This is a genomic window from Streptomyces sp. NPDC041191, from assembly GCF_055591945.1.
Genome location: NZ_JBVIZC010000002.1, coordinates 508,200 through 521,509 on the forward strand (window position 1 = coordinate 508,200; position 13,310 = coordinate 521,509).

1 protein-coding gene is annotated in these 13,310 nt (G+C 70.0%); it reads right to left on the reverse strand.

Features of this window, described 5'->3' with window-relative positions; translation table 11 throughout:
* Positions 1-32: 32 nt before the first annotated feature.
* Positions 33-13,304, reverse strand: a complete 13,272-nt coding sequence (locus ACZ6AQ_RS05500; RefSeq protein WP_468757712.1) for a WXG100-like domain-containing protein — start codon at positions 13,302-13,304, stop codon at positions 33-35.
* Positions 13,305-13,310 lie beyond the last annotated feature (6 nt).

Sequence of the window (13,310 nt, forward strand, 5' to 3'; positions counted from 1 at the left end):
GATCATGGGCGCTCCGCCCGTGCGGAGGGCGGTCACGAGGAGCTCCCGGTGAGCTTGTCGAAGGCGTGCCGGGCGAGGGGGGAACCGCCCTGCGGGGAGCTGTGCGGTTTCCCGGATTCCTGCGGTTCTCCGGAGTCCTCCGGGGTTTCCTGCCGGTCCGTCCGTGGTGCTCCGCGCCAGCCCACGCCGTCCTCCCACCACACCCGGATCGGCGGAAGGGAGTCCTCGGGGCCGAAGCGCCGGGTCGTCCCGTCGGGGGCGACGACCTCCAGGGAACGTCCGAGCGCGTCGGCGTAGAGCCGCAGGAGGAAGACCGCGGACGTGTCGAGGGAGAAGACGGGGGGTCTGCTCGCCGAGGAGGTCACGCCGTCGCCCGTGTCCGGGAAGCGGTAGTGGTCGAGCGGGTGCTCCATCGGGTGGAGGCGTCCGGTGAAGATCCGGGCCGTGAGGTCGTCCACGTGCAGACCCGCTGCCGCCGCTCTCGCGAGGAGCTGCCGGGCGTTGTCGGTCGTGCGGTGGTTCTCGTAGAGGGTGGTGAGCATGCTCCGTACCTCGGGGGCGGTCCTGAGGCCCTGGAGGTCGGCGCGCCCCCGCAGGTCCGCCGGGGAGGGCGGTTCCGACGCGGGGGGCAGGTCCGACGGCACGTACGTCTGGTCGCCCGGGAGGTGCGCCTCGGTGAGCGCGGCGAAGAAGGAGCCGTAAGGGGCCCTCAACCGCTGGTTGAAGGGGGCGGGTTCGGGTGCGGTGCCGGTGGGGGCCACGGTGCCGTCCGAGGCCGGGGGCGGGGTCTCTTCGGAGGTTCGGTCGGCGAGGTAGGCGGCGGCCACCTCGTGGAAGCTGCGCTGGATGTGCCCCTCGTCGGAGGAGTACAGCAGGTTGATCGCATGGTGCATCTTGCTGACCCGGTCGTCCGGGAGGCCGAGCCGGGTTCCGTCGGTGTGCGTGGGGGAGACCTTCTCCATGAGGTTCTTGTTCGCGAACTCTTCGAGGACCTCACGCGCGTTCGCGACGGCCTTGGCGTCCTGTTCCGGAACGTTCGTCCACGGCTCGTCGGCGTAGAAGTTCATGCGGAGCGCGTCCCCGCTGTTCTGGAGGTCGGTGAGCTTCCCCTGGTTCGTCCCCCTGGCGTGGAAGTCGCCCTCGTGGAAGAGCTTCAGGTAGGGGACCGGGGAGGCGTGGCTCTGGGGCACCTGGATCTCCCCCCACTGCGTTTCGTTCAGGACGCCGCCGGCCTCCAGGGACTTCACCTTCCAGGACACGATCATGTCGACGAACAGGCGGGAGAGGTCGGTCTGGGTGGTGGTCCGGAACGAGGTGAAGAAGGCGGTTCCCCGCGCGGCGGGAAGAGGGGTCACCGCAGCGGCGTCGGAGGACTCCGGGGTGGAGTCGTTCGTGTAGCTCTGTCCGATCTCCCAGGCCGCGAACTTGGCGAGGTTCTCGGCCAGACCCTCGAACTCCGCGTTGGACTCACTGAAACGGACCGCAGGGGGGTTCCCGTGGGCACCCCCGTCCACCATGACGGCCAGAGCGTCCACGAAGAGGTTCGGTTCGGGCGAGTAAGGCAGGAGGGGGAACTGGGACGCCATTCTGTCCCGCGTGCGCATGTCGTTCTCGACCTTCTGGACGAACCTTTCCATCAGGGTGTCGAGTTCGATTTCCGACGGAAAATCTCCTAGGTCCAGGAGGGGTTCACCCTCCTTCTTCTTCTTATTCACCCTCCTCTCCAGCCCTTCCTTCTCCTTGGGCCACCTCCCCTCCGTCTCTTCGATCAGCTTTCGATAGAGATCGGACTCCCCGGAATGCGGCGCCCTGTACCCTCCGGACATCATCAGGGGGCGCACAGGGGCAAGAGGAGATTTCGAGGCTTTACCGGGAGAGGTCTCGTCGAAACCGAGCTCCCTGGAGAAGTGGTCGAAGATGTGCGGGCCGTCGGGGGTGGTGTGCTTGTAGGCGTCGAAGTCCATGAAGGCCACGTAGGGGTGGTACTCCTTCATGACCAGGGCGTCGATCGCCCTGAAGGTGGCCTCGCTCGTCATGGTGAGGTTGCGGGCCCGGCCGTACGGGAAGGACTCCTTCCCCCACCTGGGCATCGGCGTGGCGACCGCGGCGACGGGAACCTCGATGCCTGCCCTTTCGAGCCTTTCGATGAACTCCCGCTCTTCGACTTCCTTCGCCTTTTTCGACTTGAAGCCGCTGGTGTAACCGCTGCTGTTCACTCCGACGACGATCGCGACCCGACCGCGCATGTCTTCGGAGAGGCCGTTGGTGACCCATTCGACGAATTTTTCGAGATTACCCTTCCCCATGAACGTTTCCTTGCTCACGATCGCGTTCACGACGTAGGAGATCTCACGCTTCCCCTCGTGACTGTCCTTCACCCTCTGCCGGTATTCCTCGGGCGTCAGGAGTGAGGGACTCCGCGTGCTCCCCTCGACGAACTTCTCGAAGGCGGAGTTCGTGAAGGAGAGCGAATCCATCGCGTTCCCCGGGGCCCGGCTGCTCTGTCCCTCGAACCCTTCGTCGCGGCCGGGGCCGAGGTCCTCCCGGTCCGCGGGCACGGTGGTGGGGGCGGTGTGGAGGGGGATGACCGCGTTGTCGCTGACGGTCTCGATGGTCCGCAGGTAGTCCTGGGGGAGCTCGCGCAGGGTCTCCTCGCGGGGACGGACCATCAGGCCCTCGGTCCGTACGCCGCTCGCCCGCTCGTCCCGCCGGAAGAGGTGGCGGTTGTCCCTGTCGGCGTCGGTGTCGACGTACTCGTCGGCGAGGCCCAGGTAGTGCAGGAGCTCGTGGGTGATCGTGGCGTCGCTGTCGTTGACGTCCCAGTGGAGCTGGTCGGCGCGGGCCGGCGCGTCCGTACGGGAGAGGGTGACGGCCTCGCTGTGGTCGGGCGCGTGCACGAACTCGGCGGTGACGTACAGCTGGTCGCCCGAGCCCGGCAGCCGGTAACCGCGGTTGACGTGCTGGTCGAGGGTCTTCTGCATCCGGTCCCGGTGCTGGGCGAGGTCCCCGGTGGTGAGCCCGTCGGCGAGCTTGAAGGGCAGGGTGACGAAGAAGTGCCGCACCGTCCGTCCGTCGGCGAGCTGTTCGCGGCGCACGCTGTTGCGGATGAGGGTCCACGAGCCGTTGAGCCGGCCGGCGGGCCGGTTCTCCTGGCCCCTCTTGGGGTCGAAGCGTTCGGTGTGCACCACGGTGTTCTTCGCGCCGCGGAAGGAGGTCAGCTCGTCGGGCCGGACCGGATTCTCCACCAGCCGGCCCTTCTCGCGGGGAGGGGTCTGCTCGGTGGTGGTGTGGGTGTCGGTGGTGGTGTGGGTGTCGGTGGTGTCGGTGGTGTCGGTGGTGTGGGTGTCCGGGGCCGGGGCCGCCGAGGTCGACAGGTTGGCCGGGGACGCCGAAGCCGACGGGGCCGACACGTTGGCCGGAGCCGACGTGTGGGTCGAGGCCGACACGTTGGCCGGGACCGACGGAACCTGCACATTGGCCGGAGCCGACACGTTGACCGGAGCCGTCGAGGCCGACACATTGGCCGGCACCGACGGAACCTGCACATTGGCCGGAGCCGACACGTTGACCGGAGCCGTCGAGGCCGACACATTGGCCGGCACCGACGGAACCTGCACGTTGACCGGAGCCGACACGTTGGCCGGGGCCGTCGAGCCGGCCGTCGTCGGCGGGGCCTGTCTGGTCACCTCGCCGCCGTCCGGGCCGTACGTCGTCAGGTACGTGCCGTTCTCGTCCTGGAAGACCAGGTGCACGGTCCGCCCGTGGTCGACGGCGAACCGCGCGGCCCGTTCCTCCGCGTTCGTCCGGGCGGCGTCCCGGTCCAGGGCCGCGTCGAGGTTCAGCCACAGCTGGAGCTCCGGCCGCGGGGTGTCCTGGTCCGTGTCCCGGAGCCACGTCTCGACGAGGCCGTCCACCCGGGACGCGTGGGCCACGGGGTCGGTCCCGCCCTCCTCGCGCGTACCGGCGGACAGGTCCCAGACGCCGTCGCCGCGGTCCGCGTCCGGCAGGACCCCGAGGCCGAGGAGCACCTGCTCCGGGACGCGGACGACCGCCGTACCGATCACCTGCCGCTTGTCGCCCTCGGGGCCGGTCACGGTGGTGAGCGTGTCCACCACGACCTCGTGGGTCTTCATGCCGCTCTGGGCGTCCTGCCGTCCGGCCGAGCCGATCTTCGTCCAGAGGCGGGCGGTCGTCCCGACGCCGCCGCCCTGGCCCCCGGGGGTCGTCTGGTGGTGCAGCGTCGGCACCGTCGCGCCGATGCCGAGGCTCATCTCGTTCCGCGGTGGCGCCAGCGGGGTCGTGAACTTGTGCTGTCCGGTGAGGGAGAAGGGGGACGAGTAGGTGCGGGTGGTGGCCGAGGAGGTCGTGGACGTCGTACCGGTGACGCGCGTGTGGTCGCCGGTCACGCCCATGGTCCGGTCGAGCAGGCGGGGGTTGCTCATCCGGAGGTCGAGAGCGACCTGCCCCTTGCCCGGAGCACCGCCGAACACGGCGGCGGCGCCGGTCGGCCCGAGGGTCGAGACGTTCTCGCGGAGCAGATCCGTGAACAGGACCGCGACGGCCTCGTGGGCGGTGGCGCCGGGCCGCTTCGCATCGATCAGGCCGGGCGCGACCTGGGTGATCGCCTCCTTCAGCTGCTCGATGTTCGTGACGGCGGCGACCGTGACGGCCTGCTGGAGCCGCAGCTTCGGATGGCGCTCCAGGCGCTCCCTGACCTCCGGGGGAAGGTTCTCCGGCGAGTGGACCTCCGGGGGGAGGTCATGGGCCGTGTCCGGGGAAGCGGGACCGAGACCCTGGTCGCCGCCGAGGCGCAGGGTGACCCTGGCCTCGACCGGGGGGGAGGAATGCGAGACGGGCCTGCCCGTCACGTACGCGGGGACGTCGAGGACGGCGGTGAACCGGTAGCGCAGGTCGAACTCGGTGCCGCCGTTGGTGCGTCCCCAGGCGCGGTTCTCGGCGACCGTCGCGTTGGCCACGGTCGTGGCCTGGGAGACCCCGAGCCCCGGTGTCGTCGACGCCTTCACGGGGACGCCCGCGAGCGGGAAGGAGACGCTTCCGGACACCCCGGCCGACCACTTCGTGGTGCGCGCGGTGCTCGTGCCGGTGTCGAGCGGGCGGTGCTGCGAGTAGTACTCCAGCTCCGCGCCGGACGGCGCGGAACGGCCGCGCAGGGCGGACAGGTCCCGCTCGCTCATGGCCGGCTCGGTGGTGACGGTCAGGGACAGCGTGGTGGTCCCGAACACGCTCTTGTACGGGAAGGCGAGCGGGGGCAGCGAGGACGGGGTGCCGTCCTGGTTCCTTCCCCGGCCGACGAGTTCGGCGAGGGCGGCGGTCGACGCGTACTCGGCGATCATGGTCCGCAGGCCGGGGACGTACCGGTGGTCACCGGGGACGAGGGCGCCGGGGGCGTGCTCGTTCACCAGGGCGGTCAGGTGATCGCGCAGCAGGTGGTACGGGGGCTCCTCCCGGCCGTTCGCCGGGACGTGCGTGTTCCCCTCGTCCTGGGACGCGGTCGCCTGTGCGTCCTGCGGTACGTCCTGCGGCGACGTCTCGCGACCGAGCGGGACGACCGAGAGGACGGCGTCCGTGCCGAGCGCTCCGTACAGGAGGAAGCGGGCGGGCAGGGGGATGCCCGTCCCGGGCGGGACGGTCTGCTCGTCGGCGGGGAGGAAGTCCTTCAGCACCCCGCCGTCGCGCTGTATCTGCTCCTTGGAGGCGACGAACTCGATCCCTCCGGGGACGACGACCGGAGGGGCCTGCGTGGTCGAGACCCCGTGGGAGACGTTGAGCGTGCTCGTCCCCCGGAGGACGGTCAGCCGGTACTCCACGTCCGCACGGATCCGCCGCTGGGTGCTGTTCTCGGCCGCGACGCGTACGACCTGGAGGGAGGAGGACTCCGTGGTCGTGCGGGCCGTTCCCCGGCCGTAGGCGCCCTTCGCCGACAGGGTGCCGGTGACGGGGTTGGAGGGCGCCGGCGTGTCGGCGTCCGGCCGGACGACCCCGAACTTGCCGCCGACCTCTCCGCTCGCCTCCCAGGCGAGACGCGTCCGACTCGTCTGCTGGGTGCCGCCCTGGCCGATCGAGAGGTCCGTCTCGCCGAACTGGCTGACGGGCCCCAGGTCGACCGGGTTCTTGAGCACCATGCGTATTTCGACGGCCACCTCCTCGTCCCCGAGGAGGCCGGGGGCGAAGAGGCCGTCGATCACGTACACGCCCTTGTCCATCTGGTGGGCCCTGGCGAGCAGCGCGGACGGGCTGACCTGGTGGTTCAGGGAGCTCTCGTAGCCGGAGACGGGACGCGGCGGGGCGGTGTCCCCGGAGGCCGGGGCGGTGACGGGGGCGGTGGAGGACAGGCCCAGCACCCGCTTCGCGGCCTCGGCGAACTCCGCGAGCCGCCGGAGCGCCGAGGAGGGGGCGGGCCGGTTCACGTCCCCGGTGTGCAGCGGCAGCCCCGCGCCCTGCTGGTGCGCGGGAGGCAGCCGGGTGCCGGTGCCCAGGTGGGTGGGGTCGTCGGTGGGCCGGTGGCGCAGGACCTCCGCCAGGGCCTGCTGGAGGGCATCGCTGCCGAGGAGCACGTCGACCTGGGAGCCGTCCGGCAGCACCACCGTCTCGTCCCGGTGCTCGGGGCGGAGGGTCCCCTCCGGCACGTACCGGCTCGGCGGCACGGCGAGGTCGAGGACCACGGAGGCGGGATCGTCGTCGGTCGTGGACATGGGCACGGTCGTGGAGAGCGGCCCGGGGGCGGGCGCGAGCGAGGACGAGGCCGTGGGCGCGGGGACCGGGGCGGGCACGAAGAGGGAGGAGGGAGCGGACCCGGGCAGGGAGAGGGGGGTTCCGTTCTCCAGGATCTCCATCCGCAGGCGGGCGGGGAACCGGAAGACCTCCACGCGGGCTTCGCTCGCTTCGGAGGTGACGGGCCGGACGGACTGGGAGTGACCGAACGAGGTGGTGGGAGCGCTGGACCAGACCGTCTGGGGACCCGCCTTCAGGCCGGCGGCGAGGTTGGGGAGGACGCCCTGCTGGGACGCGTCACCGCTGAAGCCGAAGTTCCAGGACAGCGTGCCCGACTGCTGGTTGTTGCTGGTGTCCGTCAGGCCGCCCGAGTTCGAGACGAACACGTTCGCGAGGGTGGTCCGGTGGACGACGGGGGCGGACTCGTCACGCTCCAGACGCAGGACGACCTCGACCTGGCGGACCCTGCCGTCGGGGCTGACCGTGGTGAAGGGCAGCCGCAGCCCGCCGTCCGTCAGCTCGTCGACGGAGGCCAGCAGGGCCGCCTCACCGGTGAGCAGGTCGAAGCTGCGGAGGTTGTCCAGCCGGCTCCGGGTGTTCTCCGCCGTGGTGAGCCCCGGCCTGGGCAGGAAACCGTTCTCCTGCAGCCAGCCGCGCGCCTGGTCCAGTGCCGTCGTCAGACCCGTGCCGCTCAGGTGCAGCGGGGTGACGGAGAGGCCCACGCCCCGGAGGCCGGCGAGGTTCTCCGGCAGGGCGGCGACGGGATCGTCCGGGTAGGAACTCCGCGGCGGGGACGGCGGAGTGCTCGCGGAGGAACCCGACGCGACCGCCGTGGACGAGGAGTCCGGCGACGGGGGGCGGACGGGAGCGGGAGGCGGGGCCTGGCCGAGGGCCCGCATCCGGGCCTCCACCGTGACGGGACCGGGTGCCTCGGTCACGGTGCCCTCGGCGGAGATGAACTCCACGCGGTAGGAGACCAGGGCCGGGAACAGGACGTTGGCCGCGGACGCCCGCATGTTGCGGTTGGTGCTGTGCGTCGTCCCCGTACCGAGGGAGTTGTCCTTCTGCCAGCCGAGGTTCGCCTTGCCGAGGATCTGACCGCCGAGCCCGAAGTCGCGGAACGCCTTGTTCACCGGAGAGGCGTCCTGGTGCAGGCCGACGCCGCCGAAGCCCTCGACGCTGAAGCCGGAGGTGATCTTGCGCAGGGTGTCCTGCTTGACCTGGCGCTCCACGTACCGCTCGAAGCTGTAGCGGTCGGGCACCCACACCCCCGGCTCACGGCGGGAGTTCGGGGTGTCGGGCTGGTGCGTGACGTCGGCGACGATCCGGAACATGCCGACGGCCGCGCCGTTCTCGTCCACCAGGACCGGGGAGAGGGTGCCGACGGTCCTGGTGTCGTCGGTGCCCTTCCGGCGCTGGAGGGGCAGGGCGCCGAGCTGGTGCTCGATCCCGAAGAACTGCTCGACCTCCCGCAGCGAATCCGGGGAGAGGCCCGCCAGCTGGGAGGCGAACTGCGTCTTCGCCGTGCGCAGCAGCCGGCCCGGATCGGAGAGCGAGTCCAGCGCCCAGACCGGCGTGGCGTCGAGGTGCCTGCTCAGCGCCTCATCACTGTCCCAGAAGACCGTGATCTCCTCGGCGGCGTCCCGGTCCGTCTTGAGGTGCTCGGGGAACCAGGCCGTGATCGTGAACGGGGACAGGTCCGCAGGCCGGGTCCACGTGGTGTCGTTCGGCCCCTTCAGCTGCACGGTGGCGTTGTAGTCGTACGGATGCGCCGGCTCGGAACTCCGGTGCAGGCTCGTGCTGTTGACGCTCACCGTCCGGGTGCTGCTCGTCGCCAGCTGCCAGTGGGTGAAGCTCAGGGAGCCCCCGACGGGGTAACCGGTGACGAAGGACGACGGCTCGCTGGTCGGGATCGTGAGCGAGAGGGTCGGGATCGAGAACCCCCGGTAAAGGGTCGTACCGGTCTGCCGGCTCTGGGAGGCGGCCGCCGTCTGGCGTTGCTCGTTGTTGTGGGTCGGCAGGGCGCCCGTGACGCCGGCCAGCACGGACGGGCGGGGGCCGGAGAGGTTCACCTTCAGGTGGAACGACAGTTCGGTGCCGTCGTCGTCCACCGTCATCCGGTGACCGTCCCGGCTCATCAGCATGTGCCGGTTGTCGATGAGCGTCTGCGAGGTGATCAGCGACTGCAACTGCTCCTGAATCGCGGAGCGGCGCTCCGGCGGCACGCCGAGGGAGTCCAGGACGCCGTCCCGGAGGGACGAGATCACGTCGTCCGCGATCGGGGAGAGCTGCACACCGCCGACTCCCCGGTGACCGTCCTGGCCGAAGGTGAGGATGTGGCGGGAGGGGGGCGGCGTGGTCTGGGGGGCCTGGGTGACCTGGGAGACCTGGGTGGTCTGGTTCTCCTGGTTCTCCTGGTTCTCCTGGTTCTCCTGGTCGTTCTGGCTCTCCTGGCTCTCCTGGTTCTCCTGGCTCTCCTGGCTCTCCTGGCTCTCCTGGTTGTTCTGGTTGTTCTGGTTGTTCTGGTTGTTCTGGTTGTTCTGGTTGACCAGGTTGTCTTGGGTGGTCTGCTCGGTCTGCTCGACCTGTTCAACCTGCTCGGTCTGCTCGACCTGTTCAACCTGTTCGGTCTGCTCGGTCTGCTCGGCCTGCTCGACCTGCTCGACCTGTTCAACCTGCTCGGTCTGTTCAACCTGCTCGGTCTGCTCGGTCTGCTCGGCCTGTTCAACCTGTTCGGTCTGCTCGACCTGTTCAACCTGCTCGGTCTGCTCGACCTGTTCAACCTGTTCGGTCTGCTCGGTCTGCTCGGTCTGCTCGACCTGCTCGACCTGCTCGGTCTGCTCGGCCTGCTCGGTCTGCTCGACTTGAAGGGCTTGGTCGTTCTGGGCGGACTGGACGGTCACCGGTACATCGGTCGCCTGGAGTTCGGTTACCTGTGCCTGGTGCTCTTCGGTCGTCTGCGCCTGAGGCTCTTCGTCCGCCTGGACCTGGGTTTCCAGGGGCGCAGGCTCCTCCCGGAGGTCCGTGGACTTGGTGGCCGAGAGGGGCGGGAGGAGCGGGAGGGGAATGTCGGCCTGATCGTCCCGCTTCGACTCCTCGGTCTCCGAGGTCTCGACCGTCAGGGTTTCGGGAACCGGTGATCCGACCGTCTGGAGCACGGGCACAGGAGATCCGGGCGTCTGGGTCTCGACCGCGGAGACCTCGGCCTCCTGGTTCTCGTTCGTCTCGGCCCGGGAGCCCTTGCTTTCGGTCGTCAGGGGTTCGGGGGTCTGGCTTCTGGGCGTCTGGTTCCCGGACACCGGGGTCACGACCACCGGGCTCCGGGGCTCCTGGGTTTCAGCCTCCTGGGTGTCGTCTTCCCGGTTCTCGGTCTCCTGGATGCCGGTCGTACGGGTGTCGGTCTCCTGGACCTCGGCCTCCTGGGACTTGGTCTCTTGGACCTCGACCTCTTGGACCTCAGCCTCCTGAGACTCGGCCTCCTGGACCTCAGCCTCCTGAGACTCGACCTCCTGGACCTCGGTTTCGAGGGTTTCGGAGTCCTGGTGACCGGTTTCCGAGGAATCGGTCGTCCGGGGCGCGGTCGACGGGGCGCTGACCGCCTGCTCCTCGGTCTCCGAGGTCTCGACCGTCAGGGTTTCGGGAACCGGTGATCCGACCGTCTGGAGCACGGGCACAGGAGATCCCGGCGTCTGCTCTGCCCCTGTCGGGCTCGCGGCCGCTCGGGAGGTGGGCCTCTCCTGGAGATCCGCGGATTCGGTGGCCGAGGGGGGCGGGAGGGGGGTGTCGGCCGGGTTGTTCCGGTTCGGCTCTTCGTCCGTCCGGGAGTCCTGGGTGTCCTGGCTGTCCTGGCTGTCCTGGCTGTCCTGGGTGTCGTTCGTCAGGGGTTCGGGCGTCTGGTTCCCCGGCGCCTGGTTCCCGGTCGTCCGAAGTCCGCCGGTGGAGGGTCCGGGCAGCGGAGGCGTGGGGACCGGAGGAACGGGAACCGGAGGAACGGGAATCGGGGGCACGACCACCTGGGGGGCGGGCTCCTCTTCCCGAAGGCTCTCCTGGAGGGCCTCCTGAAGGTCCCCCTGGAGGTCCGAGGACTCGGTCGACAAGTAGGGAACGGCAACCGGGGCGTTCGACTGGACGGTGGCGGGGGCGGTGGCCTCCGGGGAGGACTCCGTGACCGTCTGCGCGTTGTTCCCCTCCGGGCGGGACGACAGGGAGACCATCTCCATCTCGTCGACCGGACTCGTCTGCGACGTGGGGAACGCCGGCTCGTCGTACGAGGGGGACAGGGTTCCTTCGACCAAGAACTCGGTCGTGGACGACGAGGTGGTCGGGACCTGGGCCGTGGACGGCTTCGCCTCGGTCTCCTCCTGTGCCGTCCCTTCCTTCTTCTCTTCCGTGTCCGCCGTGTTCTCGCGGGACTCGGTGTTCTTCGTGTCCTCCGTGTTCTCCGTGTTCTCCGTGGTCGTGGTGGTCTCGGTGGAGAGGCCCGACGGCTGTACGGGGGCGCTGGAGGCGTTCTCGCCGTTCGTACCGTTCGTGCCGTTCGTGCCGTTCGTGCCCTTGGCGTCCGTCTTGGTCGGGGACGTCTCCGAACGCTGGCCGGAGGACGCCTGGTTCTGGTTCCCGGACGTGTTCTGCGCGCTCTGGGTGTTCTGGGTGTTCTGGGTGTTCTGCGCGGTGTTCTGCGGGCCGGACGCGGCCGGCGAGGCCGAGGACACCGGCGCCGTCGAGGTCGTGGCGACCGGGGCGGCCCCGGGCCGGTGCTGCTCCTCGTCCCGAGCGGTCTCGTCACCGACGTCGAGGTACTGGAGGTCGGACTCGTCATCGTCGTCGTCGACGTCGAGGTACTGGAGGTCGGACTCGTCGTCGGTGACGTCGAGGTCCTGGAGGTCCCCGGAGGAGACCGTCTCCGGCTTCGCGTCGGCCGACACGTCCGACGACGCGTCCGGAACGGGGCCCGGCGCGCCGCCGGGAGTACCGAAGTCCGGGGCCTTCATGCCGAGGGAGTCCCGCATCCCGAGGCCCAGCTTCTCGCCGCCGGTCTCCAGGAGGTGGCCCAGCCGGCCCTCGACGATGCCGGAGCCGAAGGTCAGGCCGGAGGTCTTGAAGCTGTGCTCGTCCGAGAAGAGCAGGTTGTACGTGCCCTCCGAGACGGCCGCGTGGGCACCTTCGAAGAGTCCCGTCACGCCTTGCTCGCGGATCGACTTGAAGATGCTGGAGCCCATCGCGTCGGCGGTGCCGTTCGTCAGGACGTCCCGCATGTTCTTGTCGAGCACGGTGTCGTCGAGGGGCTTCAGGACGTTCTTCAGCGCGTCGGGCAGGTCCGGCCGGCCGGTCTTCGAGAGCAGGGTCTCGGCCCACTTCTCGCCCACCTCGCGGGTCCCCTTGCCGAGGTGGTTCTCGAAGGTGTCGCCCATCCCCTTGATGAAGTCGCGTGCGGACTTCTCCGGGTTCGGGCCCGCCACTCCGGGGAGGTTCTTGCGGAAGTTGTCGGTGACGTCCTGGCCGAAGGACGGCTTCGGCGGCGGCGTGGGGCCGACATCGCCCTTGCCCTTCGGAGGAGGGGTGGGACCGACGTCGTCCCCCTTGCCCTTCGGGGGAGGGGTGGGGCCCGCGCCGTCGCCCGTGCCCTTGGGCGGAGGGGTGGGTCCGGCGCCGTCGCCCGTGCCCTTCGGCGGGGGCGTGGGGCCGACGTCGTCGCCCTTGCCCTTGGCCGGCGGAGGAACGATGTCGTCGCCCACCTTGTCCTTCGGCGGCGGGGTGGGGCCGAGGTCCCCGGCGGTCTTCTTCGGCGGGGGCGGCAGGTCGCCGCCGAGCTTGTTCTTCGGCGGCGGCACGTTGTCCAGCTTCTTGCCGATCAGGCCGCCCGCGTCGTCGCCGAACAGCTTCGCGAGGCCCTTGTTGAAGAGCTTGCCCAGCGCCTGGAAGGGGCCCGCCAGCAGGCCCTGGACGGCACCGGAGAGCGCCGCCGCCTTGGTGAGCTCGTGGTCCCACTCGTCACGGGTGCCCTGGTTGAGCTGGATCCACTGGGAGAGGCCGTCCATGACGACGCCCATGCCGACGTTGATGATCTCGTGCATGAGCAGGGCGACCAGCAGCCGGCCGAGACGGGTGCGGATGATCAGCCGGACGATCGCCTGCTTCTGGAGGTACGCGGCGATGGAGGCGCCGAAGAAGAAGGAGAGCGCCGCCGCCACGGCCGCCTCGACCAGCAGCTCCACCAGCTGGGCGATGATCATGTACTTGGTGTACTGGAGCTGGGTGGCGCTCTTGCGGGTGAACGTGGCGATCAGATCCGCCTGGTCCGTGACCGCGTTGAAGTAGTCGAGCCCCTTCTGGCCGCCGAGGAACGACTTCATCGCCTCCTGGTACATCTCGGCGGCGGTGCCCTCGAAGTTCTTCCGCGTGTAGCCGAGGGCCTCGGCGACCTGCCGCTGGATGTCCCCGTTGAGCTTCCCGTGCAGCCCCTTGTGCGCCTCGGCGAGGGCGAACAGCTTGTCCTCGTCGCCGTCCGGCGGGATCTCACCGGTCAGGGCCGCGAACAGCCAGGCGCACTCGGGCGGGAAATGCAGGGACATGGCGGG

Bases quoted from the DNA above. Each gene is read 5' to 3' on its own strand.
- ACZ6AQ_RS05500 (WP_468757712.1), bottom strand. From the start codon at position 13,304: ATGTCCCTGCATTTCCCGCCCGAGTGCGCCTGGCTGTTCGCGGCCCTG.